General features: G+C 58.1%; 22 protein-coding genes. 12 read left to right on the top strand and 10 right to left on the bottom strand.

Annotation, left to right across the window (positions count from 1 at the left end; genetic code table 11):
- The first annotated feature begins 195 nt into the window (after nucleotides 1-195).
- From KIN_RS19815 to KIN_RS19790, 6 genes are all read left to right on the top strand, one after another.
- Entirely contained in the window at nucleotides 196-834 is a 639-nt protein-coding gene (locus tag KIN_RS19815; protein ID WP_159810379.1) for a hypothetical protein, read from the top strand.
- 102 nt (nucleotides 835-936) lie between these two features.
- Nucleotides 937-1,722: a 3-hydroxybutyrate dehydrogenase gene (locus KIN_RS19810; RefSeq protein WP_159810377.1), complete on the top strand. Its 786-nt coding sequence runs from the start codon at nucleotides 937-939 to the stop codon at nucleotides 1,720-1,722.
- A 21-nt stretch (nucleotides 1,723-1,743) separates the two neighbouring features.
- Nucleotides 1,744-2,784 carry a patatin-like phospholipase family protein gene (locus KIN_RS19805; RefSeq protein ID WP_159810376.1) on the top strand — a complete coding sequence of 347 codons (1,041 nt, stop codon included), beginning with the start codon at nucleotides 1,744-1,746 and terminating at the stop codon, nucleotides 2,782-2,784.
- 58 nt (nucleotides 2,785-2,842) lie between these two features.
- Nucleotides 2,843-3,190, top strand: a complete 348-nt coding sequence (locus tag KIN_RS19800; protein WP_243144987.1) for a hypothetical protein — start codon at nucleotides 2,843-2,845, stop codon at nucleotides 3,188-3,190.
- A gap of 65 nt (nucleotides 3,191-3,255) precedes the next feature.
- Nucleotides 3,256-3,711, top strand: coding sequence for an arsenate reductase ArsC (locus KIN_RS19795; RefSeq protein WP_159810374.1), 456 nt, complete (start codon nucleotides 3,256-3,258; stop codon nucleotides 3,709-3,711).
- A complete protein-coding gene (locus KIN_RS19790; protein WP_159810372.1) occupies nucleotides 3,708-4,379 on the top strand; it encodes an aquaporin in 672 nt (223 codons plus the stop codon). The genes KIN_RS19795 and KIN_RS19790 overlap by 4 nt, the downstream gene beginning before the upstream one ends.
- On the opposite strand, the gene KIN_RS19785 is transcribed toward KIN_RS19790, so the two are convergent.
- Entirely contained in the window at nucleotides 4,368-4,991 is a 624-nt protein-coding gene (locus KIN_RS19785; RefSeq protein WP_159810465.1) for a helix-turn-helix domain-containing protein, read from the bottom strand. The two genes, KIN_RS19790 and KIN_RS19785, sit on opposite strands and share 12 nt — an antisense overlap.
- Before the next feature lie 66 nt (nucleotides 4,992-5,057).
- On the opposite strand from KIN_RS19785, the gene KIN_RS19780 reads away from it, so the two are divergent.
- From KIN_RS19780 to KIN_RS19770, 3 genes are read left to right on the top strand one after another with little or no spacing between them, the layout of a single operon-like run.
- Nucleotides 5,058-6,563 carry a class I adenylate-forming enzyme family protein gene (locus KIN_RS19780; protein WP_159810370.1) on the top strand — a complete coding sequence of 502 codons (1,506 nt, stop codon included), beginning with the start codon at nucleotides 5,058-5,060 and terminating at the stop codon, nucleotides 6,561-6,563.
- On the top strand, nucleotides 6,550-7,203 hold the full coding sequence (locus KIN_RS19775; RefSeq protein WP_159810368.1) for a DsbA family oxidoreductase: 654 nt from the start codon (nucleotides 6,550-6,552) through the stop codon (nucleotides 7,201-7,203). The genes KIN_RS19780 and KIN_RS19775 overlap by 14 nt, the downstream gene beginning before the upstream one ends.
- A gap of 54 nt (nucleotides 7,204-7,257) precedes the next feature.
- Nucleotides 7,258-8,472: a multidrug effflux MFS transporter gene (locus tag KIN_RS19770; protein WP_159810366.1), complete on the top strand. Its 1,215-nt coding sequence runs from the start codon at nucleotides 7,258-7,260 to the stop codon at nucleotides 8,470-8,472.
- Here KIN_RS19770 and mfd read toward each other — a convergent pair.
- Together mfd and KIN_RS19760 are read right to left on the bottom strand one after the other, a co-directional pair.
- Nucleotides 8,469-11,939: a transcription-repair coupling factor gene (mfd, locus tag KIN_RS19765; RefSeq protein ID WP_159810364.1), complete on the bottom strand. Its 3,471-nt coding sequence runs from the start codon at nucleotides 11,937-11,939 to the stop codon at nucleotides 8,469-8,471. The genes KIN_RS19770 and mfd overlap by 4 nt on opposite strands.
- 57 nt (nucleotides 11,940-11,996) lie before the next feature.
- Nucleotides 11,997-12,518: a component of SufBCD complex gene (locus KIN_RS19760; RefSeq protein ID WP_159810362.1), complete on the bottom strand. Its 522-nt coding sequence runs from the start codon at nucleotides 12,516-12,518 to the stop codon at nucleotides 11,997-11,999.
- Between the two features lie 121 nt (nucleotides 12,519-12,639).
- Here KIN_RS19760 and hemB point away from each other — a divergent pair, with 121 nt between their 5' ends.
- From hemB to KIN_RS19745, 3 genes are all read left to right on the top strand, one after another.
- Nucleotides 12,640-13,638 carry a porphobilinogen synthase gene (gene hemB / locus KIN_RS19755; protein WP_159810360.1) on the top strand — a complete coding sequence of 333 codons (999 nt, stop codon included), beginning with the start codon at nucleotides 12,640-12,642 and terminating at the stop codon, nucleotides 13,636-13,638.
- Between the two features lie 111 nt (nucleotides 13,639-13,749).
- Entirely contained in the window at nucleotides 13,750-14,310 is a 561-nt protein-coding gene (locus KIN_RS19750) for a lipid-binding SYLF domain-containing protein (RefSeq protein ID WP_159810358.1), read from the top strand.
- A gap of 101 nt (nucleotides 14,311-14,411) precedes the next feature.
- Entirely contained in the window at nucleotides 14,412-16,871 is a 2,460-nt protein-coding gene (locus KIN_RS19745; protein WP_159810356.1) for a penicillin acylase family protein, read from the top strand.
- Here the strand turns inward: KIN_RS19745 and KIN_RS19740 are convergent.
- The 7 genes from KIN_RS19740 to KIN_RS19710 all read right to left on the bottom strand — a co-directional run bounded on the left by KIN_RS19740 (nucleotide 16,868) and on the right by KIN_RS19710 (nucleotide 25,685).
- Nucleotides 16,868-17,272 carry a DUF2177 family protein gene (locus KIN_RS19740; RefSeq protein ID WP_306439016.1) on the bottom strand — a complete coding sequence of 135 codons (405 nt, stop codon included), beginning with the start codon at nucleotides 17,270-17,272 and terminating at the stop codon, nucleotides 16,868-16,870. The two genes, KIN_RS19745 and KIN_RS19740, sit on opposite strands and share 4 nt — an antisense overlap.
- Nucleotides 17,273-17,324: 52 nt before the next feature.
- Nucleotides 17,325-18,563: a GTPase HflX gene (gene hflX / locus KIN_RS19735; RefSeq protein WP_243144986.1), complete on the bottom strand. Its 1,239-nt coding sequence runs from the start codon at nucleotides 18,561-18,563 to the stop codon at nucleotides 17,325-17,327.
- 38 nt (nucleotides 18,564-18,601) lie between these two features.
- Nucleotides 18,602-18,835, bottom strand: a complete 234-nt coding sequence (gene hfq, locus KIN_RS19730; protein WP_159810354.1) for an RNA chaperone Hfq — start codon at nucleotides 18,833-18,835, stop codon at nucleotides 18,602-18,604.
- Nucleotides 18,836-18,972: 137 nt separating this feature from the next.
- A complete protein-coding gene (locus tag KIN_RS19725) occupies nucleotides 18,973-20,481 on the bottom strand; it encodes a TrkH family potassium uptake protein (protein ID WP_159810352.1) in 1,509 nt (502 codons plus the stop codon).
- 12 nt (nucleotides 20,482-20,493) lie between these two features.
- Nucleotides 20,494-21,870: a Trk system potassium transporter TrkA gene (gene trkA / locus KIN_RS19720; protein ID WP_159810350.1), complete on the bottom strand. Its 1,377-nt coding sequence runs from the start codon at nucleotides 21,868-21,870 to the stop codon at nucleotides 20,494-20,496.
- A 103-nt stretch (nucleotides 21,871-21,973) separates the two neighbouring features.
- Complete coding sequence (gene ntrX / locus KIN_RS19715) at nucleotides 21,974-23,404, bottom strand: nitrogen assimilation response regulator NtrX (RefSeq protein WP_159810348.1); 1,431 nt, start codon at nucleotides 23,402-23,404, stop codon at nucleotides 21,974-21,976.
- A gap of 16 nt (nucleotides 23,405-23,420) precedes the next feature.
- Nucleotides 23,421-25,685 (bottom strand): sensor histidine kinase NtrY-like, encoded by a 2,265-nt coding sequence (locus KIN_RS19710; protein WP_159810346.1) that lies wholly within the window; start codon nucleotides 25,683-25,685, stop codon nucleotides 23,421-23,423.
- Nucleotides 25,686-25,697: the final 12 nt, after the last annotated feature.

Below are 25,697 nucleotides of genomic sequence, written 5' to 3'. Positions count from 1 at the left end.
TGAGAGCTCCAAAAACAACCTACCAAACTTGATCCATTCTCCGCTTTGCGGCATCCTTTTCGTGCGGGCCAATGTTTGGCTTGCTCGTTTGGTGTGCTTGGTTTCTGACGCGTTTTTCCTGCGTTTCCCCTTGCCCCTCTTTTTGTGTTCGAACCGCGCAGCGTCCGCGTGGAGTTTAATGAGTAGGATATCGTCATGGTTTTGACCTCGAAACCCAAAGCAGAATTTCTTAAGGACCGGCTGGTTCTCCAGCGCCAGTTTGCCGTGTCCAACACCTTGGATCATCCGGACGAAGATGCGCTGCAGCGCTTCCAGGCAGAGGGTGTTCAGGGCTGGATAGATACCGCAAATCACGTGGAACATGATCACGGGGTCACAACGGCGCGGCGCGCGATCACCGACGACGGACAGCTGATCTGGGCGGTAGCACATCCTGAACAACGGTTTGCCTACAGTTCTGCTGCGGTCGATCCGAATGATGCTATGGAAGAGGCCCGCAGCGCTTGGTTTGCTCGACGACAGATCGGCGTTCGCTGGAAAGACGTTGCGGTCCTGCGGCTGGACGTCTTATTGAACGGCGCGCACTTCTCCGTCACACGGGAAGATGCCTATGGCGCGGGTCTCTGCAGGGTCGGTGTGGACAAGCGCTTGCGGCAAGCGGGGTTTGCACAAGTTTTTGCGTTTTCTGCGCGCAAAGTGGCAGCCTTGTCCCTTATCGAAACACAGCTGGCTTATGTGCTTTTTGCCGCCCATTTGAGGCACATCAAACGGACCCATAAACTTGTGCGCCATCAGGATCCTTTTCCAGCAAGCAGTGCCATCGCAGGCATCTGATCCGCAGCGGACCGCTCACCACCTGAATGGGTGCGTTTTTGCTTCCCTTGCGGGGTGCACGCTCTAAATTGCTGCGCATGCGAAATAGAAAGGTGCTCTGCCATGTCTCTCCCCTCTCCGCTGTCCGGTAAAACCGCCGTCATCACTGGCTCCAACTCCGGCATCGGGCTTGGGATTGCACAGGAACTGGCGAAGGCAGGCGCACAGGTCGTGTTGAATTCCTACACCGATCGAAAGGAAGATCACGCGCTGGCCGAAGAGATCACGAACGTCACCGGCAACGAGGCGCGCTATATCAAAGCGGACCTCAGTAAGGGCGATGACGCACGCCGTCTGATCGAAGAGGCTGGCGATGTTGATATCCTGATCAACAATGCCGGCATCCAGCACGTCGCCCCCATTCAAGACTTCCCGACCGAGAAATGGGACGCGATCATTGCGATCATGCTGTCCAGCGTCTTTCACACCACTGCTGCGGCCATCCCGATGATGAAGAAATCCGGCTGGGGACGCGTGATCAATATCTCTTCCGCCCATGGATTGACCGCCTCGCCCTACAAATCGGCTTATGTCTCGGCGAAACACGGCGTCGTGGGGATGACGAAGGTCGTGGCCTTGGAAACGGCGCAGGAACCGATCACAGTCAACGCGATCTGCCCCGGCTATGTACTGACGCCACTGGTCGAAGCCCAAATTCCCGAAACCATGAAAGAGTATGACATGGATCGGGAAACCGTGATCAAGGAGGTCATGCTGGAGCGTCAGCCCTCCAAGGAATTTGCCACGACCGAACAGCTTGGTGGCGTGGCAACGTTCCTGTGTTCGGACGCTGCGGCTCAGATCACGGGAACGACAATCAGCGTCGATGGCGGCTGGACGGCGCTTTAATACCAGCTTGGAGTAATCCGAATGCTCAAGAAGAACGCCAAAAAGATCAATCTAGCCCTGCAAGGCGGCGGGGCGCACGGCGCATTCACTTGGGGTGTCCTTGATACGTTGTTGGGCGATGGCCGGATCGAGATCGCGGGCATCTCAGGAACCTCGGCCGGTGCCCTGAATGGTGCCGCGCTCAAATCCGGCATGCTGGAGGGCGGCAATGAAGGCGCGATGAAAAAGCTGGACTGGCTCTGGTCTGAAATAGGCGCGACGTCTCACCCAACCATGCTGCCGTGGATGACCGGTTTGACCCCTGCAGATGTGAGCAAGTCGCTGGAGTTGTCGCCCTACTACATGACCCTTGACGCGGTTTCGCGGATCGCCAGCCCCTACGCCTTTGGCCCGCTCTATGAAAATCCGTTGCGGCGTGTTGTAGAACAGTTTTCCTATGACCGCGTCTGCGCGCTGCAGGGCCCCGATCTCTATGTCTGCGCAACGAATGTGCGGTCAGGTAAAATCCGGATCTTCAAGGGAAGTGAAATCTCGACGGATTCCATTCTTGCGTCCGGATGTCTCCCGACCATCTTTAAAGCTGTCGAGTTCCACGATCCAGAAACGGGAGCCATCGAAGCATTCTGGGACGGCGGCTACATGGGAAACCCTGCCCTTTTCCCGCTGTTTGACAAGCACTTGCCGGACGACATTGTTGTTGTGAATATCAACCCGCTCTACCGTGACGCTGTTCCAAAATCGGCCTCCGATATCCAGAACAGGATCAATGAGATCAGCTTCAACGGCTCGCTGCTGCGTGAATTGCGCGCAATCGAGTTCGTAGGGCGCCTCATTGATCAGGACAAGATCGCAGAAGATGCGATGAAAAAGGTGCTCGTCCACATGATCTCTGACGATGCACTGATGACGCAATTGTCCGTCGCCACTAAGCTGATTCCGAACAGTTATGTCTTGGGTGAGTTGAAAGAGGCAGGGCATAGAGCGGCCAAGAAGTTTCTGACAGACCATTTTGATGATCTGAACGACTGCAGCAGCATCAATCTCGCCTCTATGTTCGCCTGAAGGGAACCGCTCCCTGTCAGTCTGCATTGTCCTTGCAAGCAGAAGAAGGAGCAGACTGATGATGACATGGACCCAGGTTTCCAACAATTGGACCGCATTTTCGGCCCCCATCCTGCAGCGATGGCCAGAACTTGACGAGAACCGTCTGATCAATATTGCGGGTGACCGCAGATTGCTGGCGGCAGAGATCGCAGACAAACACACCCGATCCGAAATCGAGGCCGACGAGGAAATTGCGGAATGGCTCAATAGCGAAATGCCAGCGGACGTCATGGCCGACGAGCACAATGACAATATGGCCATTTTGCGCAGCGCCGAAGAGATACCTGAGGGTGAAGGTCCTTTGGATGACGACAAGACCTTTGGCGACGACAACAAGCTGGAAAATCCGGTTGGTCGCGCCTAGCCACTGACATAAAACCGTTACACTCCGTTCTTAAGCCCCCAAGCACATGCGATGGGGGCTTTTTCTTGAACATTCTGGTTTTGTGTACCGGCAATTCTGCCCGATCCATTCTGCTTGAAGCGATCCTGCAGGATCTTGGGTTCAACGCTTTTTCCGCAGGATCTCAACCAACGGGTCAGGTTCATCCAGTTGCGCTTTTGACCTTGGCGAGACACAAAATCGAAGCGACCGCTCCAAGGTCAAAAAGCTGGGATGAGTTCGGGGGAGACGATGCACCTGAGATGGATCTGGTGATCACGGTATGTGCGACCGCCGCGGGGGAAACCTGTCCGATCTGGCCCGGAACACCGAGGTGCGCGCATTGGGGGGTAAATGATCCCGCCGCCGAGCCTTGTGCAGAGCAAGACCACGCCTTTGAGGCCGTGTTTCAAACGTTGCAAAATCGCGCGCGGGCGTTTGTAGCTCTGCCAGAAGATCAAATCAGTCCTCCAACCCTTTCGGAAATTGGTCAAATTTCATGAAAAGGGCCTACGTCGCGGAAATGCTGGGAACGGCCCTGCTTTTGATCAGCGTGGTGGGCTCTGGCATTATGGGCGAAACCCTGGCGGCTGGAAACACCGCGATTGCGCTTCTGGCAAATGCAATCGCAACCGGCTGCATGCTCTACGTTCTGATCACCGTACTCGGGCCTGTTTCCGGCGCGCACTTCAATCCGGCGGTGACGCTCGCCTTTCTGATGCGCGGGGAGATCGCTGTCCGCCGCGCGACCATCTACGTGATCCTACAGATAATGGGCGGTGTGATCGGGGTGTGGATCACGCACCTGATGTTCGGCGAAATACTCTTCCAGTTTTCAAACACAAGTCGCACAGGCGCGGCCCAGTATATCGCAGAGTGTGTCGCGACCTTCGGCCTGCTCTTCGTGATCTTTGGCGGCTTGCGGCACAGGGCAGAAGCTGTGCCCACACTTGTCGCGCTCTACATCACGGGTGCCTACTGGTTCACCGCCTCAACCAGCTTCGCCAACCCGGCGGTGACCATCGCGCGGGCATTCACTGACACTTTTTCGGGGATTTCACCCGCCCACGTGCCCATGTTCGTCACGATGCAGGTCACCGCAACCGTTCTTGGGATGCTGGGGCTAAACTGGCTCTTCTCAAGACATCAGGATCGACCGTCAAACCAATGATGTGACCCACAAAATCAGCGCATCCTCTGCGCTGACCGAGATCACATTGTGGCCCATCGAGGCGTCGTAATACGCACTGTCGCCGCGCTTCATCTCTACGGGTTCATAGAACTCTGTATAAAGTCGGACGGCCCCGGTCAGTACATACAGAAACTCTTCCCCGTCATGGCGCACCCAGCCATCAAACTCCTCAAAAGACCGCGCCCTGATCCGCGCCCGATAGGGCAGCATCGATTTCTTTGTCAGGTTTGCGTTCAGCAATTCATGCTCATAGGTCGGCGTGACATGAGGCTGGCCGCCATCGCTTTGCGTCACGTCCATGCGACCGTTCACCTGAGCCTTGCGGGGTGGTGTAAACAGTTGAGGCATATCGATGCCCAGCCCGTCCGCCAGCTTTTTCATTAGCTCGAAGGTCGGGGACATCTGTTCGTTTTCGATCTTGGACAAGGTGGACCGCGCCAGACCAGCCTCCTGCGCCGCGCGTTCCAATGTCCATTCGCGGGCCTTGCGCAATTCACGCACGCGGCGCCCTAGGTTCAGAGGCTCCACATGGCTGCTGTCCCCGCTGGCGCGCGCGAGGCGAATAAGGCTCGGTTCGTCGTAATCGGACATGGCCTCTGTCCTACTGACCTCGCCCAAGGCTTGCAATAGGACGCATCGCGGCATAGCGACGGGCCCATGGTATCTGTCTTTGATCATGGCCCACCTCCGACCTGCCCGAACCCATTCAATATGGCGGAATATGTTTTGCAGGCCGGGAAAAAAACTCCGGATAAGATCGCACTGGAAGTCCTTGGATCGGATCGCAAAATGTCCCACGGCGCTTTGCGGAACGCGGTTCGATCAATGGCGGGGCAGCTGCTGTCTATCGGGCTATCGCCTGGCGACAGCGTTCTCTTCCGCCTCGACAGTTGCGTTGAGTTCCCCATCGCTTATCTGGCCTGCATCTATGTTGGTCTCGTACCTGTCCCGCTCTCGTCGCAACTGACATCGCGCGAGGTCACTGTGGTCACGGACATGGTCGGTGGCCGCTTGATCCTGCACAGCCCAGGCGTCTCGCTGCCGGAGAAGATCGATTGCCCGGTACTTTCGGTCAGTGATTTGAACATGGAGAATATACCGTCTGATCTTGAACCGCGCCGCAGCACGCCACACGCCCACGCGTATACGATCTTCACCTCCGGCACCTCGTGCACGCCGCGCGGTGTCCGTCACGCCCATCGCGCCGTTTGGGCCCGTCAGATAATGTTCGAAGGCTGGTATGGTCTGCAGTCCTCCGACAGGTTGTTGCACGCAGGCGCCTTCAACTGGACCTACACCCTTGGTACGGGACTTGTAGATCCGTGGACAATCGGGGCGACCGCTTTGATCCCGGCAGCAGGTACGCCAGCTAAGGATTTGCCGACATTGCTCGGCACGCATGATGTCACGATTTTTGCCGCAGCCCCCGGGGTTTATCGCCAGATGCTCGCAGACAACCCGACCATTCGCGCAGATCAGCTTCGTCATGGCCTGTCGGCAGGTGAAAAGATGCCTGCCCGCACCCGAGCTGCCTGGGTCCGCGCGACCGGGACCGATGTCCACGAGGCGTTGGGCATGTCGGAATGCTCCACATTTATTTCCGGCGCACCTGGGGTGGCACTTGTCGACGGTGCAAGCGGCAGGCCGCAGACGGGCCGCCGCGTTGCCGTCCTAGAGGGCGGTAAGCCGGTTGGTTACAACACCGCGGGCGAACTTGCTGTCCATAAGGACGACCCGGGACTGATGATCGGATACCTGAACCAGCCGGAAGGCGCACATTTGACTGGCGATTGGTTCATGACAGGCGATCTTGTCTCGATGAGTGCAACCGGAGATGTCACTTACTTGGGACGCGCAGACGACATGATGAATGCGGGCGGCGTCCGTGTCTCCCCGCTGGAGGTCGAGGCGGCCTTCGCCGATCATCCTTCCGTTGGGGACGTCGCCGCCACCGCTGTCACCGTGAAGGCGGACGTCACAGTCATCGCTCTTTTCCATACCGGCCCTGCAAACGATCTGGCAGATCGCGCCGAAACCCATCTTGCGACCTATAAGCGACCCCGCCTTTACATCCGCAAGGACGTCCTGCCTAAAGGGCCGAATGGAAAACTGAACCGGCGTGCCCTTGCGCGAGACTACGAGGCTGAACATGGTCAAACTTGATATTCTGTCCGATCCGATCTGTCCTTGGTGTTATATCGGTAAGGCCCATCTGGACCGTGCGCTCGAGGTTAATCCGGACCATCCTTTCGCGATTGAATGGCATCCATTTCAATTGAACCCCGACATGCCCAAGGACGGCATGGATCGCCGGACATATCTCGAAACGAAATTTGGTGGGAAAGACAACGCCGTGCGGGTCTATGCTCAGATCGCGGAAGCCGCGCAGGCAGCCGGGCTGGAGATCGACTTTGCCGCGATACAGCGGACGCCAAACACACTGGATGCCCATAGACTGATCCATTGGGCAGGATTAGAGGGGCGTCAAACAGCCGTGGTGTCCATGCTCTTCAAAGCCTATTTTAGGGAAGGCAAGGATATTGGCGATGCGGATGTCCTTCTGACCATCGCCGAAACCGCTGGTATGGACCGTGAGATGACCGCCCGTCTGTTGTCCAGCGACGCAGATGCAGCAGATGTTGCCGAGCGGGACGCTCATGCGCGCGAGCGGGGTGTGACAGGTGTGCCGACATTCGTTGTGGCGAACCAGCATGTGCTTCCGGGCGCGCAACAACCGGAGCTTTGGAAACAGGTGATTGGCGAGATCCAAACGCAACTGGATGCTCAGTCTGCCCAAAGCTAAAACACCTCGACATGGGCTATAGCGGGGCGGCGAAATAGCTGATACGGCGAGGTAATGAGCAACGCCGATATCGCGCCCACCGCCCCCGCAAAACGCCTGCCCCTTCCGGAATTCATCGCCCTGATTGCGATGAGCTTCGCCATGGTCGCGTTCTCTATCGATGCGATGTTGCCAGCCTTGCCCGATATCGCCGCCGAGATTTCACCTGAGAACGTCAATAATGCCCAGCTCGTGCTGACGAGCTTTGTTTTCGGTTTGGGCATCGGCACGTTTTTCACCGGCCCCTTGTCCGACAGTCTGGGACGTAAGCCGGTGATTTTGGGCGGCGCGGCACTGTATGTTGCGGGGGCCATACTGGCAGCGCAGGCTCAGACCATCGAGGTGTTGATCGCATCACGTGTGCTGCAAGGGCTGGGCGCTGCAGGTCCCCGGGTTGTTGCCGTCGCGATAATCCGTGATCTTTACGAAGGGCGGCAGATGGCGCGCATCATGTCCTACGCCATGATGATCTTCACACTCTTTCCGGCCGTCGCCCCCCTGATTGGCCTGGGCATTATCAACCTTGCAGGCTGGCGTGCGATCTTTGCGGCCTTCGTCCTGTTTGCTGCAATTCTTGTCGTCTGGATCAGTTTGCGCCAACCCGAAACGCTGCCACCAGAAGCGCGGCGACCGTTTCGGATCAAAGCGCTGAAGGCAGCAGTGATAGAGTGCTTCAGATGCCGCATCTTTGTTCTCTCAACAGCAACCCAAGCCCTGAGCTTCGGCATGCTGTTCGGGTGCCTCAGCTCGACACAGCAGATCTTTGACCAGGTATATGGCCGCGGGGACAGCTTTCCGCTTTGGTTTGCTGGCATCGCGCTTGTCGCCGGGACAGGAAGTATTCTGAACGCCCGGCTCGTCCTCCTGCTTGGTATGCGATTGATGATTATGGCGGGTTTCGTTGCGCAGTTGACCTTCTCGGTCGGTATCGTCGCCCTTGCCACAGTCATTGATGTTCCGTTCCTTCCGTATCTAATCTGGACAACCAGCATCTTCTTCATGGCCGGAATGGTCATCGGCAACCTCAATGCGCTCGCGATGGAGCCCTTGGGCCATATTGCGGGGCTTGCAGCCTCGGTGATTGGCGCCGTCGCGACCGTTCTCGGCGTATGCATCGCCGTTCCCATCGGTCTGGCGTTCAACGGCACACCCCTGCCCCTTGCCTTCGGAACACTTGTCCTGTCGGCACTCGGAGTTTTGATCATCCGGTTTGGGATGTCGCGGGATTAAGCGCCCGCAGCCTTAGCCTTGGGTTTGAACGTTCCGGCCTTCTCGGCCAAATCCCGAGCAATCGCAAATGCCCCTTTTATCTTGTCGCTGTCTTTGGCCCAATCGCGCTTGATGACGATCTTGTTGTCCTTGACCTTGGCCAAACCGCGCTGGTCATTGATGAACTCGACCAATCCCTCGGGCCGCGCGAACTTGTCGTTATGGAACTCGACCGTGGCGCCCTTATCACCGCCGTTCAGCTTTGCGATCCCGGCCCGCTTGCACATCGCCTTGATCCGAACGACCAGAAGTAGCGTGTTCACCTCTTTGGGCAGCGCTCCAAACCGGTCGATCAGTTCCGCGGCAAACCCTTCAAGCTCTACCTTTGTCGTCAAACCGGACAACCTGCGATAGAGGCCAAGCCGAACGTCCAGATCTGGCACATAGTCTTCCGGAATCAAAACGGGCACGCCCAGATTGATGGTTGGCGCCCATTGATCGTCATCGTCCGTCAACCCATCGATCTGACCGGAGCGGATTTTGGCAATCGCTTCCTCCAGCATGGACTGGTAAAGCTCATAGCCGACCTCACGGACATTGCCCGACTGCTCTTCTCCCAGAATGTTGCCGGCGCCCCTGATATCAAGGTCTTGGCTCGCGATGTTAAAGCCAGCGCCCAGGCTGTCTATGCTGCCCAAGACCCTTAAACGCTTCTCTGCCGTCGCGGTCAGCTTTTGCCGCGGGCGGGTTGTCAGGTACGCATAGGCCCGCGTTTTCGAACGCCCCACCCGGCCTCTGATCTGATAGAGCTGGCTGAGGCCGAACATGTCGGCCCGATGAATGATCATCGTGTTTGCCGTCGGAATATCGATGCCGGACTCCACGATGGTTGTTGCCAGAAGGACGTCGTACTTCCCGTCATAGAACGCGTTCATGCGTTGATCGAGATCGCCCGGTGCCAATTGGCCGTGGCCGACGACATAGGTGATCTCTGGCACCTGCTCGCGTAGGAACTCTTCGATTTCGGGCAAGTCCGCGACGCGCGGGACAACGTAGAAGCTTTGACCGCCGCGATAGTGTTCCCGCAAGAGTGCTTCCCGGACGGTGAACGCATCAAATTCACTGACATAAGTCCGGATGGCCAGGCGATCCACAGGCGGGGTTCCAATGATACTCAACTCGCGCACGCCGGACAGAGACAGCTGCAAGGTCCGCGGGATCGGCGTGGCCGACAGAGTCAGGACGTGCACGTCCGAGCGCATCTGCTTCAATCGCTCCTTATGCTGCACACCGAAGTGTTGTTCCTCATCGACAATCAGAAGACCGAGGTTCTTGAATTTGACCTGCTTGGACAACAACGCATGGGTGCCCACGACGATGTCAATTGATCCATCACGCAACCCATCTCTGGTCAACGCAGCATCCTTTGCATTCACGAACCGGGACAACTGTCTGACACTCAATGGAAATCCCCGAAATCGGTCTTCAAAGGACTTCGTGTGTTGCCGCGACAAAAGTGTCGTCGGCGCGACCACCGCGACCTGCAGGCCAGAGGCCGCAGCCACAAACGCGGCCCGCATGGCCACCTCGGTTTTACCGAAGCCCACGTCGCCGCAGACGAGCCTGTCCATCGGGCGACCCATCGCCAGATCATCCAGCACCGCTTCGATTGTTGCCAACTGGTCTTCGGTTTCCTCGTAGGGAAAGCGCGCGCAGAAGGCGTCCCACATGTCGTCGGGCGCCTCAAGAATTGGTGCCTTGCGTAGCTCGCGCTCCGCAGCGATCCGGATGAGCCTGTCGGCCATATCGCGAATGCGTTGCTTCAGTCGCGCCTTCTTGGCTTGCCACGCACCGCCACCGAGTTTGTCGAGCAATCCTTCTTCGTGGCCGTAGCGGCTGAGCAGTTCGATATTTTCGACCGGCAGGTACAACCGATCCCCGCCCGCGTATTCCAGCAAGATGCATTCGTGAGGTGCGCCGGCAGCTGTAACCGTCTCAAGGCCGACATACCGCCCGATCCCGTGATCGACGTGGACGATCAAATCACCTTGGCTCAACCCCTGTGCTTCGGTCAGGAAGTTCTCGGCCTTCCGTTTCTTGCGCGCTCCGCGGATCAAGCGGTCCCCCAGCACATCCTGTTCGGAGATGACTGTGAGCCCCGGCGCGCTGAACCCTTGCTCCAGCGCCCAGACTGACAGGAAGACACCGCCGGTTCCCTGTGAAATGTCCTTTGCTGTCTTGATCAGGCGGGCGTCGTGAATGTCCTGGTCTTCCAACAGTCCCTGCAGCCGGTCCCGCGCGCCGTCTGAGAAGCTTGCGATGACCACGTTGTGTCGCTTCCGCTCGGCGCGAACATGATCGGCCAACGCCTCAAATATATTTACATTTTCGGCTTGTCGTTCCGGTGCAAAATTCCGTCCGATCCGCCCGCTGGCGTCGATAACGCCCGGCCCAGTTGCCTGCGGCAGGGGTGACAGCTGAAGAACACGCTTGCCTTTCAGAGCTGCATCCAAGGCCGTGGAGTCAAGATACAGAAGCGCCGGGGGAACAGGCTTGTAAACTGTATCAAGGCGGGATTTCTGCGTCATCGCCTCCCGCCGGTTGTCGTACTGATCCGCAATGCCATCCCACCGCGCCAAATGCGCAGGCGTGACCTGATCATCAAGCGAAACGGTTGAGTCCGGCAGGTAGTCGAACAGAGTTTCCAGCTTTTCATGAAAAAACGGCAACCAATGCTCAATGCCCTGATGCTTGCGGCCCGCGCTTATAGCCTCGTAGAGCGGATCATCCGTTCCAGCCGCGCCGAATTCGATCCTGTAGTTCTGCCGGAACCGGGTGATCGCTGGATCATCAAGAATGACCTCCGAGACGGGCGCCAATTCAATTCGGCCCAACTTCTCGGTCGTCCGCTGTGTCGCCGGATCAAACCGCCGCGCGCCGTCCAGCACATCGCCAAAGAGATCAAGCCGCACCGGACCGCTTTCACCCGGCGGGAAGATGTCAATGATCCCACCACGCACGGCGTAATCGCCCGGCTCCATCACGGTTGGGCTCTGCGTGAACCCCATCCGAACCAGAAACGCCCGCAGTGCCGCTTCGTCGATTTGCTGACCAACCGTCGCCGTGAAACTGGATTGCGCCAGAACCTCCCGCGCCGGGATCCGCTGTGTCGCGGCGTTGAGTGTGGTCAGCACCACAAATGCGGATGGCATTGTCTTGGTGAGGGCCGCCAGCGTTGCCATCCGGGCCGCCGCGACGTCCGCGTTTGGCGACACGCGATCATAAGGCAGGCAATCCCAGGCCGGAAACTCCAGCACAGGCATGTCAGGGGCGAAGAACTCAAGCGCCCCCCGCATCGCTTTCAGCCGCTTGTCGTCACGCGCAACATGCAAGACGGCGCCTGTATTCGATCGAACTTCGTCGATCAAAAGCTTGGCGTCGAAGCCCTCGGGCGCGCCGCTGACTGTAATGTGGGAGGTGTTCGTCATCCGCGCATGACCTACGCCGTGGAGCGCGCTTGTCAACCTTCAGCCATGACGGCGGAACTAGCCGCCAAGCGAGCTTGTCGTAAGGTTGAAATACATCCCCCACATGGAGGTGGCGAGGATCGAAAAGAGACCAATGATCTGAACCGAAAGCCTATGTCGTTTCAGGCGGGTCTTTATAGTTGCTATCTCCTGTCCATGTACCCGTCGCGCTGTGCGGATCGAAAGAGCAAAGACAAGTGCCATTGGTCCGAAGATGAAAGTAAGCGCTTGGCAGAACTCTACCTCATAGGAGAATCCGAGGATGATCAGCCCGCTGATAATGAAGAAGACAAAGCCTGTCAGCCAACTGCCAGCGGTGTCGGCAATGTAGGTCAGGCGGTTCGCATTGATCCGCACCAGATCCCGCAAGTCGGTCTCGGCCTGCCCGCCTACACGGTTGGCCCGTGTGACCATATCAAATGGTACGCCGATGACAAAGTGGCTGGCCGTCGACCACAAGACCGCAAGCATGATCCAGAACCACAGGTTGGAAAAAGACCGCAAATCGATCAGTTCAAAAACAGTCTGATAAAAACTCAACGCCCGCGGCCTCTGCTCTCGTTTCGGCGCAACCTAGCGCTCGTCTTCGGGGAAGGCCAGCCTTGAGAACCTGCGCCGTCCATGCCACCACGTAACCTGCGACGTGTTAAAGGAGAGTTTCATGTATCCCAAGCCCGGTCCCCACCCGATCACCCGGTTTCGGCGCGCGCGTCGCACGGCCGCCTTGCGGGCGCTGACCCAGGAAAACGTGCTGAGCCCAAGCGATCTGATTTGGCCAATGTTTGTCATGGACGGCGAAGGGGAGGAGATGCCGGTGCCCTCTATGCCGGGCGTATCACGGCTGACCATCGACAAGCTGGTGGATCAGGTGAAAGAGGCCCAAGCTCTTGATATCCCAGCGGTCTGCATCTTTCCCTATACGGACCCCAAGCTGAAGACTGAATTCTGCGAAGAGGCCTGGAATCCCGATAACCTGTCCAACCGCGCTGTCCGCGCGATAAAAGACGCCGTGCCTGACATTGCGGTGATGACGGATGTGGCACTCGATCCTTACAACATTAACGGGCACGACGGCATCGTGCGAGACGGCGTTATTTTAAACGATGAAAGTGTCGAAGCGCTCGCACGTATGGCCTTGGCGCAGGCGGCAGCAGGGGCTGACATTCTCGGGCCATCCGACATGATGGACGGTCGGATTGGCGCCATGCGCGCGGGGCTTGAGGCGGCAGGTCACAAGGACGTGACGATCATGAGCTACGCCGCAAAATATGCCTCTGCGTTCTATGGTCCGTTCCGGGACGCTGTCGGGGCCTCCGGCGCCTTGGTTGGCGACAAGAAGACCTACCAGATGAACCCCGGCAATTCCGATGAAGCCTTGCGTCTCGTCGCCCGAGATCTGGAGGAAGGTGCGGATATGGTGATGGTCAAGCCCGGACTGCCCTATCTGGATATCTGTCGCCGGGTGAAAGAGACATTTGGCGCCCCCACTTACGCCTATCAGGTCAGCGGTGAGTACGCGATGGCTCTGGCTGCAGGTGCTCAAGGTTGGATCGATGAAGATGCGGTGATGATGGAAAGCGTGATGGCGTTCAAACGGGCCGGATGCGACGGCATTCTGACTTACTTTGCGCCGCGCGTGGCCCGCGCCCTTCATGAATAGGCACGCCGCATAACGACGTGACACCGTCCGTAAACTGACGTATGTTTAACGCAATAGCCCCGGATATACAGGGGTCGAGCAAGTAACACATACAAGATACAGGCGGATATCATGAGCAGTTTTACGCGACGCGGTTTTCTCGTTTCGGTGGGCGCAAGCACGGGGGCCTTGGCGGCTTGCGGCAATGGCGTCGGCTCGCAGGGCGGGCAAAAGATTGACGCACGTGCAGATCAGGCACTCGATTTTCTCTACAATAACGTCAGCGGAACCCGGGAACTGGCTGACAAAGCCTCTGGCGTGTTGATCATGCCTCTGGTTTCTGAGGCCGGGTTTGGGTTCGGCGGTTCTTACGGACGTGGCGCACTGCGGGTCAACGATGTCACGGTGGACTACTACAACACGACCGCAGCATCCTTCGGTCTACAGATTGGCGCGCAACAATACGCCCACGCGCTGTTCTTCATGACACCCGCGGCACTCAGCGATTTCCGCCGCGCACCGGGCTGGTCAGTCGGCGCAGATGCCCGCTACGCTGTGGCAAACGATGCAGGCAATCTGAGCGTCGACACGACAACAGCCCTGTCACCCGTGATTGCCATCGTATTTGGTCAGGCTGGCCTGATTGCAGGCGCCACGATCGAAGGCAACAAGTACACCCGCATCATTCCGTAGGGACCCATGACGGACTGCCGCTGCGTCAGACAGGCAAATCCGATTTGCCCTAGACGCGCGGTAACTGTACCCCACAGTCCAAGCAATGTAGGGCTGCGACCATGGCATTGATTTTCAGATGGACACTCAGGCTGTTCCTCGGGCTTGTCATTCTGGCAGGCCTTGCGCTGTGGGCTGTGTACTACCTCGCGGGACGATCCCTGCCCGACTACGACGGCAGCTACCAAGTGCCAGGCCTGACAGCGCCCGTCGAAATTGTCCGGAACAACTCAAACCTGCCCCATATTTTCGGGGAAACAGACAACGATGCCTATTATGGGCTCGGCTTCGTCCATGCTCAGGACCGGTTGTGGCAAATGACAATGCTGCGTCGAACGGCACAGGGGCGCCTGAGCGAACTGTTCGGGGAACGGACGCTGGAGATAGACAAACTTCTTCGGAGGTTGGACATCTACGGATTGGCACAGCGATCTGTAGCGGCGCAGGACAACGAGACGAAGGCGGCGCTTGAGGCCTATGCCAGCGGCGTGAACGCTTGGCTGCGCACAGTCAATGAAGAGGCCCTTGGCCGCGGCGCACCGGAGTTCTTTCTCTTCTCGCCCGAGATCGCGCCCTGGAAGCCAGCCGATAGCATCGCCATCGTAAAGGTTATGGGCCTCCAGCTGTCCGGTCACGTCAGCGAAGAAGTTATCCGCGCGCGCACGTCACTGATGTTGGATGAGGACCGCATAAAGGATATCCTGCCTGACAGTCCGGGGCTGGGAACAGCCGCACTTGATTACGCGGGGCTGTTTAAGGATCTGCCTCAGTTCGCGGCCAATACATCACCCCCTCTTGATCCCTTGTCGCCCGTCAAGCCGCGGGAACTCGCGGGCGCATCAAATGCATTTGCCGCGGCGCCCGAACGCTCTGCTGCGGGGGGAACCCTTCTGGCCAACGATCCGCATCTCGGCCTGAGCGCACCGGCGATCTGGTATCTCGCCCGTGTTCAGCTACAAAGCGGCGGAGTTATTGGGGGCACCATCCCCGGAATGCCAATCTTCCTGACCGGGCGCAGCGATAAGGTGGGTTGGGGCCTGACCACCGCTTATGTTGATGATCAGGACATCCACATTGAGCGCGTAAACCCCGAAAACCCGGATGAATATCTCACCCCCGATGGCTACAAACCTTTCCGCGCACAACGCTCGATCATCCAGGTGGAAGGTAGCGATCCTGTTACGATTGATCTGAAATGGACAGAGAACGGCCCGGTCCTGCCCGGCGAGCACTTTAACCTTGGCACCATCACCCCGCCCGGCCATGTGGCCAGCCTGTCTTGGACCGTGCTGACACCCAACGACACGTCATTGCAGGCTGGGTTCAAGATGATGCGGTCCCAGTCCGTGGACGATGTTCTGGAAGCGATGAAAGACTACGTGGCGCCCGCCCAGAACCTGACAATCGCCGATCAGGACATGATCGCCATGAAAACCATCGGCCATGTGCCCCGTCGGCATCCGCTGCACCAATCCGAAGGCCGCATCCCTGCCCCCGGGTGGATCCCGGAAAACAAATGGCGGGGCATCATGCCCTACGCCAGCAATCCGGAGTTTCGCGGACCAGACGGTGGCATCGTTGGCAATACGAACAACAAGACCGTCAGCCGCCCGTTTCCCGATCACGTCAGTTTCACCTATGGCGACACACAGCGTGTCCAACGATGGAAGCGGCTGATGCAGAACCGACAGGTCCACACGCGCGACAGCTTTATCGAGGCGCAATTGGACACGGTCAGCTACACGGCGCGCTCACTCTTGCCGCTTATCGCAGCGGATTTGTGGTTCACGGGGGAAGCAGCGCCAGAAGGGACCCGCGAGCGCCAGCGGCAACGCGCCTTGGCTCTGATGGCCGAATGGAACGGCGAAATGTCAGAGCATCTGCCTGAACCGCTGATCTATGCAGCATGGCTGCGCGCTCTGCAGAACCGCCTGATCCGGGATGATCTGGGGCCGCTGACCAGCGAATTCACCCATGTAGAGCCGCTCTTCATCGAGCGGGTATATCGCGACGTTGATGGGGCCGCGGTGTGGTGTGATGTCCAGCAATCAGCGCCCAAGGAAACGTGCACGGACGTCAGTCGGGCTGCCTTGGACGACGCGCTTTTGTGGTTGGAGGAACGCTATGGTCAGACCATCGAAAGCTGGCGTTGGGGCGACGCCCATGAGGCAACGCATGACCATCAGGTTCTGGGACAAATTCCGATCCTCAGCTGGATCGTGAATATCCGCCAGTCCACCAGCGGCGGCGACAACACGCTTCTACGTGGACGCACCAAAGGAAGCGGCGAACATCCATTTCATAACGTTCACGCCGCTGGCTACCGAGGGGTCTATGATTTCGCCGATCCCGATAGCTCGGTCTTTGTGATTTCAACGGGGCAGTCGGGCCATCCGCTGTCGCGGCACTACGACAATCTTGGGGTGCTGTGGCGTAGGGGCGAGTACATCCCGATGACACTCGACCCGCAATTGGCGCGGGCGGCCGCCGTCGGCATCACGACATTGATCCCAAGAAACTAGGTCAGCGCACGGGTGACGGCCACACCGACCGTCGCCGAAAACCCCGTCAGAAACGTCCCCCAGGTCAGATCTGTCGCGACCATGGTCCAGCTCCAGTCTCGCAATGTGGCAAGATTGGTGAATTCATAGGTTCCATAGGCCAGCGCCCCAAGAAAGGCTGCGTTCAGAAAGACCCAAACAAGCGTCTTATCGTTGAAAATCGCCGGCGCAGACACGAACCAGATCACGCCAATCACGAAAAACAGATAGAATGCCAGCGCCGGTCCAAGCCTCAGATCTTCAAGCAGCCAGTCACTGATGTAGCGCTCAAATGTGGGCTTCACGATGTAACTGAGCCCCACGAAATCGACGGCAAGGAACACGACGACGGTAACGACATAGGCGATGACTAACGGCAGCATTGGGATATTCCTTCGATATACGAGGCCTCAACGCAGCCATGCACCGTTTGGTTCACAGCTTCGCAAACCGCGCCTTCTGTCGAGCGGTCCAGTTGACCGTGAGTACGAACCCCTCGTCGGTCTGCTTTTCGTCTTCGACGACCTCTTGCTCAAAGAGCCATGCACGCGCTTTGCCCGCGGAAAACGGCAACTCAAGTGTTTCCTGCGCTCGCTCGGCCTGTACGCGGGCAGAGATCTCGTCCAACAGTGCATCAAGCCCTTCGCCGGTCACAGCAGAGGTCATGAAGATCGCATCGTCCCGCGCCGCAATGTTTTTCAGTGTCTCGGATGCTTCACCCGTGACCTGATCCATCTTGTTCCATACGGTCAGCTGCGGTGTGGTCTCCGACACACCCAGATCGGCGAGGATCTTCGCGACATCCCGCGCCTGACCATCCGTTTCGGGGTGAGAAATATCGCGCACATGGACGATCAGATCGGCGCTCAGCACCTCTTCCAATGTTGCCCGGAATGCGGCGACAAGCTGCGTGGGCAGATCACTGATGAAGCCCACGGTGTCGCTGAGAATGATATCGATCCCGTCCGGCAGTGTCACAGATCGCATGGTTGGATCAAGCGTCGCGAAGAGCATATCTTTCGCCATCACGTCGGCCCCAGTCAGGCGGTTGAACAGCGTCGATTTGCCTGCATTGGTATAGCCCACCAGCGCAACCACCGGGTAAGGTACTTTCGCACGGGCCGCCCGGTGAAGCTCTCGCGTTTTGACCACTTTGCCGAGTTGGCGGCGAATGCGGGTGATCGCGTCATCGATAGCACGCCTATCCGCCTCGATCTGGGTTTCGCCCGGCCCGCCGACAAAGCCCAACCCGCCGCGCTGCCGCTCAAGGTGCGTCCATGCCCGAACCAGTCGTGTCCGCTGATAGCTGAGGGCCGCAAGTTCGACCTGCAACACGCCCTCTCGGGTCGCAGCACGGTCCGAAAAGATCTCAAGGATCAATCCGGTTCGATCAAGGATTTTAACTTTCCATTCCCGCTCAAGATTGCGTTGCTGAACCGGTGTCACCGGTCCGTCAATCAAGACCAGCTCGATCTCTTCCGCCTTCAAAATCTGCGCGAGTTCGTCAAGCTTGCCCGTACCAAACAACGTGCCCGGGCGCGCTGTCGGCAGCGGCACGACATCCGCGCCAATGACCTCAAGCCCGGGTAACGCATCGGCAAGCGAAATGGCTTCCGCCAGCGCATGCTGCGGGCCGCGGGTCTTGTCAGAGCTTTTCAGATCCGGATGCAGCACCCATGCGCGGGTCGTGCTGGCCTGTTCAGTCTCAAGAATTAGGCGTCACCGTCGTAAAGGCTGATCGGTTGCGATGGCATAATGGTCGAGATGGCCCCTTTGAAGACCAGCTGTGACTGTCCGTCGCGGCGCAAAAGAACACAGAAGTTGTCGAACCACGTGATGACACCCTGCAATTTCACACCATTGATCAAAAATATCGTTACCGGAATCTTCTCTTTCCGGACGTGATTGAGAAATACATCCTGCAAATTTTGCTTCTCGGAGGCCATTCTTTTCTTTGCCTTTTTTGTTCCTGCGCACCTGTAATCCGGTGCCCTGTCCCAGCTTGGGGGGGACTATGTATTGGGATTGAGAAAGTTTCCAGCCCCGAAATGGTCGAAATCGGCATCAGGGTGCCGATCTGTCGCTACGCCCGCCAGAAATCAGGGTTGAACAGCGCAATCATTGCCAGAGTTTCGAGCCGTCCCAGAACCATAGCGGCAATCAAGATCGATTTTGCGGCCGACCCCAGATCGCCGTAGGTTCCGATGTTTTCGGCCGTCACGGTGATCAAAGGCCCGGTGGTGCTGAGCGCGGCAATTGCAAAGATGATAGCCGCATCGAAATCCATCCCGGTCAGCGTCAGGGCAAGAATGACACCGGCAATCGAAATGGCGAACAGCATGAAAAAAATCCAAGCCACAAAAGCCCCTTCGCGGCGAAGTGATCGCCCCATGCCCCCGCCGGATCCTATGGATGACGGGCGCACCAGGCGTTCCAGCTCCCGCAATCCGTGCTTGTAGAGCGCGTAGACCCGCAAGAGCTTCACGCCACCCGCCGTCGTCGCCACGCCGCCGCCGAAAATCGCAAGCCCCGCCAGAAGAAGGCCCGGTGTGGACAGGCCAGACCACATTTGTGAAGTATCCCAGTCCGCCGAGACGAACCCGGTCGTGGTCAAAAAAGAGGCAGTCGTGAAAACGCTGCCCCAGAGAGCTCGGGCGGCGGCGATAAGATTGCCTTCCTCGTCAACCTCCAGCGCCCCGATCCAGTGACGTACGAAAAGCGCCACTGTGACCGCCGCTATGATCACAAGGGCGATCTGAATCTCCTTGTCATGTGACATACGACCGAAGAAAGAACCGCGCCCATCGCGCGATAGGATCTGCCGCGACATCGCGAGCAGCAAGAAGACCAATATCAAAGCCTCGGCACCCCAACCGACTGCATTCGTCTGTAGGCCCTCGCCAGGGGTGATGCCGCTTGTCGCCATGGTCGAGAAGGCAAGACAGATGCCCTCGAATGGCGTCATGCCGGACAGGATCAGAGCAAGCCACAAGATCATCGTCGCCCCGAAGTAAAGCGGAAATAGGCTTTGCGCGAACCGCAGAACCCGCGTCCCAGGATCGATGGATTGGGTTGCATGCCCCACATCAATGGCGGGTATCGCCGGCTGCAGGACCTCAAACCCACCAAGGTTCAGCGGCGCAAGGATCGCGATGGCCGACAGCAGAATAAGAAAGCCGCCCAGCCAACCCACAAGAGCCCGCCACAGATGGATCGTTTCAGGCAGACGGTCTGCTCCGTCGAACACGGTGGCCCCGGTCGTTGTCAGGCTTGAGACCATCTCGAAATAGGCGTTGATCAATGTGGTGTCGGCAATCGCCTCCCGCATTGGCATGGCGAGCATCAGGGGAAGCAGACCGAAGGCCGCGACCAGTGTCAGAAGATGGCTGCGGGCGGTATTGCGCGGCGTGTAGTCCAGCGTGGCCAGTCCCAAAAGCGCGCTCAGAATTCCAAAGAGGACTGCGCCATAGAAGAATGGTTGAGCGACGCGGTGAGCGTCAACGGCTGTGGCGTGGATGCTCGGTACCACCATCGCCAGTGAGGCAATCGCCATCAAGATCACAAAGAGAGGCAGGCGGCGCAGCCAAGACATTAAAGTTCCCCGTCAGAAGAAGTCGATCGACACCTGCAGGAGCCGCTCAACCTCAGGAACATCATTCGCCATGGAGAAGATGACGATCACGTCCCCCTCCTCCACCCGGGTCGTGCCGGTGGGCCGCACAGCCTTGCCGCCCTTTTCCAACATGCCGACAAGCACACCTTCGGGAAAATCAATATCGCGAATGGTTTGGCCGGCGATAGGCGAGGTCGACAGAACCTGCGCCTCGATCACTTCCGCTTCGGCATCGCCGATAGAATAAATTTGCCGCACACGCCCATGCCGAATGTGGCGCAGGATCGAGCTGACCGTTGTGGCCCGCGGATTGATATAGGCATCGATATCCAAAGGCCCCATCAACGGCACAAGGGTCGGATCATTGACGAGACAGATTGCCATCGGGCAGCCACTGGCCTTTGCGCGGACGGCCGACAGAAGGTTCGTCTTGTCGTCATCCGTCACGCAGAGAACAGCATCCGCGCGGGAGATACTCGCCTCGGCCAGAAGATCTGTGTTCAACCCGTCGCCGTTCAAGACGATGGTCTTTTCCAAGGCATTCGCAGCCAGTTCCGCGCATTTGCGGTTCTTCTCGATGACCTTGGCCCGGATCCGCTCTGGGCTGGCCTCAAGTGCGTGGGCCACGGCAAGCCCCACATTGCCGCCGCCAATGATCACGACACGTTCCTGTTTGCGTTGCTTTTTGCCGAAGATGTCCATCGCGCGCGGGACATCTTCTCGATGGGTGCAGAGGTAGACCTGATCGCCGGCGAAAAGCTGATCGCCCGCATCCGGTGCGAACAACGTTCCCTCCCGCCGTACACCGACAACAATCGCGCGCAGCGTTGAGAAGAGGTCGGTCAGCTGGCGCAACGGTGTGTTCAGAACCGGACAATCTTCGTCCAGAACGATACCAAGGACCTGCGCTTTGCCCGCAAGGAAATTTTCCGTATCGAACGCGGCTGGCGCCGCGAGCCTTTGCAGAGCAGCTTCAGCAACCTCCTTCTCGGGGCTGATCACGACATCAATTGGCATGTGATCGCGCCTGTAGAGGTCAGAGTAGATCGCTGTCAGATAGGATTGGCTGCGCAGTCGGGCGATCTTCCGCGGGATCGCAAAAACCGAATGGGCTACCTGACAGGTGACCATGTTGACCTCGTCCGAGAAGGTCGCGGCGATGATCATGTCCGCGTCCCGTGCGCCTGCACGGTCTAAAATGTCGGGGTAACTGGCAAAACCGGTGATGCCCTGTACATCAAGCGTGTCCGTTGCGCGGCGCACGAGTTCGGGATTATTGTCAACGACGGTCACATCGTTTTGCTCGCCGGACAGGTGCCGGGCAATCTGCCAGCCAACCTGACCCGCCCCACATATGATGACTTTCATCTGCCTCGCCTTGCGCTGCTGCTGTCCCCGTCACTCACGAAGGACCGAGACCCACGGTGAATGACATGAGCGGCAAGCGGATTCAAGCGGCACGCAGCGCCGCCTAGGACGCTTTAGACTGTTCCATCATATCTTCCCCTTCTTCGTCTTCGACACGCGCCACGCGCGCACCTGCCTTGCTGGACGTCACGACGCCCAGAGACTTCAGCTTACGATGCAACGCAGACCGCTCCATCCCGACGAACGCTGCCGTACGGGAGATATTGCCTCCGAACCGATTAATCTGGGTCATGAGATATTCGCGCTCAAAGAGCTCGCGCGCCTCCCGAAGCGGCAACGTCGCGAGATTGCCTCCGATCTTCACCGCATCGCCGCTTGTTTCGCTTTCGGATTGCGGCAGTTCCTTCGCGCTGACCTCGCCCTTCTCAGGACCAAGGATCAAAACCCGCTCGATCACGTTTTTAAGCTGCCTTATGTTTCCAGGCCACTGCATCGTCTGCAAAAGCGTGATCGCTTCATCCGACAGGTCACGGGCAGGCAGTCCTTGGGACTTGTTGAAGCTGGCGATGAAGAACTCGGCCAATTTCGGAATGTCCTCGCGGCGCTCCTCAAGGCTGGGCACCTCAATCGGGACAACGTTCAGCCGGTGGTAAAGCTCTTCCCGAAAGCGACCCTCTTTAATTTCATCTGTTAAATCCCTGTTTGTGCTGGATATAACGCGGAGATCCACACGAACCTTATCATTACCGCCGACCCGCTGGAATTGCTGCTCAACCAGAACGCGCAATATCTTCGACTGGGTTCCGAGCGGCATGTCCGCAACCTCGTCAAAGAAGATGATCCCGCCATGGGCCTGTTCCAGCAGACCGGGTTCGACCCCTCGATCCGCCGTTTCGCGACCAAATAAGACCTCTTCCATCCGCTCCGGCTCTACGGTGGCGCAGTTCACGGTCACAAACGCCGCGTGGGATCGGTTCGAATTGGCGTGAATGTAATGCGCCGCAACGTCTTTGCCCGAACCGGCGGGACCGGTCAGCATGACCCGCCCGTTGGAGCCCGTGACCTTGTCTAACTGACCTTGCAGCGCTTTGAAACCGGTGCTTTCCCCGATCATCTCGGCACTCGCGACGTCACCGCGTTTCAGGGCGTTGTTCTCGCGACGCAGACGTGCGGTTTCCATGGCGCGGTGGACCACAACCATCAATTGGTCAATGTTGAACGGCTTCTCGATGAAGTCGTAGGCCCCCTGCTTGATCGCCGCGACCGCAATCTCGACATTGCCGTGACCCGAGATAATGACGACCGGCACGTCCGGGTTATCGCGCTTGACGCATTTCAAGATGTCGATGCCATCCATGTTGCTGTCTTTGAGCCAGATATCGAGGATCATCAACGCGGGCGCCTCTGCGTTGATCTCGGCCATGCATTTGTCGGACGTGCCCGCCAGTCGCGTCGTATAGCCCTCGTCCTTCAGGATATCGGAGATCAACTCCCGAATGTCCCGCTCATCGTCAACGATCAGAATGTCGCCCATGTCCTTGCTCCCTCAATTACTCAGCGGCTGCCGCCACGTTTTCGGTATCTTGTTTTTCGGTGGTCAGGCGGGGCAGTGAGATCACCGCCATCGCCCCATGATGTGTGTTTCCGTCAAAAATAGGGGCATCCATCAAGGCCAGTGTGCCCCCGTGTTCTTCGATGATCTTCTTCACGATGGGCAGCCCCAGCCCTGTCCCTTTTTCGCGGGTCGTCACATAGGGCTCAAACAAGCGCGCCCGGTCTGCGGGAAGCCCCGTGCCATTGTCTGCAATCGAAATTTCCACCGCGATGTCAGTTGTCGTGACATCAACCCTAATTGCCGGATGATAGTCGGCGATAGTATACTTTTCCTGATACGTTTCAGTCGCTTCCCCGGCATTCTTGATCAAGTTTGTCATTGCCTGGCTCAGCATGGTTTGGTCGATATCCAAAGTCAGCGCGTCAACATCTGTCTCCAGCGAGATGGTGACGTCCGGTTGGCCGGACCGTTGCAAGATCACGGCGTCCCTGACGAGATTGATCAGATCCGCCGGGCGTCGTTCCGGCTCTGGCATCCGGGCAAACTTTGAGAACTCGTCTACAATCCGCCGCAGGTCGCCGGTCTGCCGGATAATGACGCCAGTGTATTGTTCCAGCGCCTCTGCTTCGTCCCCTGCCAACGGCATGAATTTCCGCTTGAGCCGTTCCGCCGATAGCTGGATCGGCGTCAGCGGGTTCTTAATCTCGTGGGCAATCCGCCGTGCCACATCGCCCCATGCAGCCATCTTCTGGGCAGAGACCAGATCGGTCACATCATCAAAGGCGATCACATAGCCTTCTCTGGCATCATCATCCGCGCGTCGTGTGGCGATCCGGACAAGGAGCGTCTCCAGTTTACCCCGCCGGACCAGCCTAATCTCATCTTGCGCCGTATCGCGGTGGCCTATGCATTGCTTTTCAAAAAGATCAACGAACTCGGGGGCGATCTGGCCGAGTGGCTCGCCCGTATGATCGTCCTTGGGTAAGCTCAAAAGACGTTCCGCTGCACGGTTGACGAAGGTCACCTGTCCCGTCGTGTCGACGCCGATTACACCTGCGGTCACAGATGACAGGACTGAGTCAAAAAGTCGCCGCCGCCGCTCAATCTGCTCGGTGTTCTGAATGAGACTGGTGCGCTGCGCCTTCAATTGCTGTGTCATCTGGTTGAAGAGGCGCCCCAACATCGCGATCTCATCATCGCCACGCGACTCCGTCACCCTGACATCCAGATCGCCTGCGCCGACACGCTGCGCCGCGCCCGCCAGCCGTCCCACGGGACGGGACAAGCGTTCAGCGAACCAAAGTCCCAGCCAGATGGCCGCGAGGATCAGAATGACCGCGAACCCCAGATAGAGAAGTCCGAATTCAAACAGCAGCCGCCCGCGATCATCTTCTAATTGTTCGTAAAGCCGTACATTTTCCTGCGTATCATCCAGCAAGCTCAGGATCTCCCCGTCGACCTCCCGACTGATATAGAGATAGCGGTCCGGAAAATCGGCAAGGCGCAGCAACGCCCGGAATTCGTTGTTGGCCCAGTCTTCAATGACAACCAATTTGCCGTTTGCAGCATTCGCCAAATCCTCGGGGCTCGGCGTCTCGTAGTCGAAAAGATAACTGCGATCCCCGCGTGTCTTGAGGGCACCTGCGCCATCAATGATGAACGCTTCCTTCAGACCACGCTGAACCTGTGCCTGAGCTTGGCTAAGCAGTTGCCGAAAATCAGAATCCTGAACAAAAGCAATGTTTTGTCGCGCTGCATCAATGTACCGGGACAGCAAGACAGTATCGTCGCGTAGATCTTCGCGCTGTTCTTCCTCATAGGCCTGCGCTGCCGACAAGGAAGAGCCGACAACGTCACGGACACGTTCAGAGAACCATCCCTCAAGCCCGAAGTTCAGGGTGATGACGGCGAAAATGGCAACCAGAACCGTCGGGATCAACGCCACAAGGGCAAAGACACCAGTCAGGCGCAAGTGCAACTGGGACCCGGCTGAGCGTACACGCCGCGCGGCGATCATCCGGGCGATCTTCTGCGCCACGAGACTGGAGACAACCAGCGCATAGACAAGGTCAGCGAGCAGGATCAGGCGAATACCGCGAGACGAGGGATCAAGCTCGGACGGGCCCATACCAATATAGGTCAGGACCGCCAGAATGGGACCGAGTGCCACAAGCCCCAACGTCGCCGCGTTTTGCACGCGGCGGCGCCTGCGCCACTGGTTCAACCGCTCCCAAGACGCTGGACGCGTTCGGGTGTTCATCTGCTTACTACC

It is taken from the genome of Litoreibacter roseus (assembly GCF_009811795.1).
Taxonomy (GTDB): Bacteria; Pseudomonadota; Alphaproteobacteria; order Rhodobacterales; family Rhodobacteraceae; genus Litoreibacter; species Litoreibacter roseus.
The sequence above is the reverse complement of the archived record's forward strand: the minus strand, read 5'-3'. Positions and strand labels throughout refer to the sequence as shown.

Bases quoted from the DNA above. Each gene is read 5' to 3' on its own strand.
- KIN_RS19815 (WP_159810379.1), top strand. From the start codon at position 196: ATGGTTTTGACCTCGAAACCCAAAGCAGAATTTCTTAAGGACCGGCTG.
- KIN_RS19810 (WP_159810377.1), top strand. From the start codon at position 937: ATGTCTCTCCCCTCTCCGCTGTCCGGTAAAACCGCCGTCATCACTGGC.
- KIN_RS19805 (WP_159810376.1), top strand. From the start codon at position 1,744: ATGCTCAAGAAGAACGCCAAAAAGATCAATCTAGCCCTGCAAGGCGGC.
- KIN_RS19800 (WP_243144987.1), top strand. From the start codon at position 2,843: ATGATGACATGGACCCAGGTTTCCAACAATTGGACCGCATTTTCGGCC.
- KIN_RS19790 (WP_159810372.1), top strand. From the start codon at position 3,708: ATGAAAAGGGCCTACGTCGCGGAAATGCTGGGAACGGCCCTGCTTTTG.
- KIN_RS19785 (WP_159810465.1), bottom strand. From the start codon at position 4,991: ATGTCCGATTACGACGAACCGAGCCTTATTCGCCTCGCGCGCGCCAGC.
- KIN_RS19780 (WP_159810370.1), top strand. From the start codon at position 5,058: ATGGTATCTGTCTTTGATCATGGCCCACCTCCGACCTGCCCGAACCCA.
- KIN_RS19775 (WP_159810368.1), top strand. From the start codon at position 6,550: ATGGTCAAACTTGATATTCTGTCCGATCCGATCTGTCCTTGGTGTTAT.
- KIN_RS19770 (WP_159810366.1), top strand. From the start codon at position 7,258: ATGAGCAACGCCGATATCGCGCCCACCGCCCCCGCAAAACGCCTGCCC.
- mfd (WP_159810364.1), bottom strand. From the start codon at position 11,939: ATGACGAACACCTCCCACATTACAGTCAGCGGCGCGCCCGAGGGCTTC.
- hemB (WP_159810360.1), top strand. From the start codon at position 12,640: ATGTATCCCAAGCCCGGTCCCCACCCGATCACCCGGTTTCGGCGCGCG.
- KIN_RS19750 (WP_159810358.1), top strand. From the start codon at position 13,750: ATGAGCAGTTTTACGCGACGCGGTTTTCTCGTTTCGGTGGGCGCAAGC.
- KIN_RS19745 (WP_159810356.1), top strand. From the start codon at position 14,412: ATGGCATTGATTTTCAGATGGACACTCAGGCTGTTCCTCGGGCTTGTC.
- KIN_RS19740 (WP_306439016.1), bottom strand. From the start codon at position 17,272: ATGCTGCCGTTAGTCATCGCCTATGTCGTTACCGTCGTCGTGTTCCTT.
- hfq (WP_159810354.1), bottom strand. From the start codon at position 18,835: ATGGCCTCCGAGAAGCAAAATTTGCAGGATGTATTTCTCAATCACGTC.
- KIN_RS19725 (WP_159810352.1), bottom strand. From the start codon at position 20,481: ATGTCTTGGCTGCGCCGCCTGCCTCTCTTTGTGATCTTGATGGCGATT.
- trkA (WP_159810350.1), bottom strand. From the start codon at position 21,870: ATGAAAGTCATCATATGTGGGGCGGGTCAGGTTGGCTGGCAGATTGCC.
- ntrX (WP_159810348.1), bottom strand. From the start codon at position 23,404: ATGGGCGACATTCTGATCGTTGACGATGAGCGGGACATTCGGGAGTTG.
- KIN_RS19710 (WP_159810346.1), bottom strand. From the start codon at position 25,685: ATGAACACCCGAACGCGTCCAGCGTCTTGGGAGCGGTTGAACCAGTGG.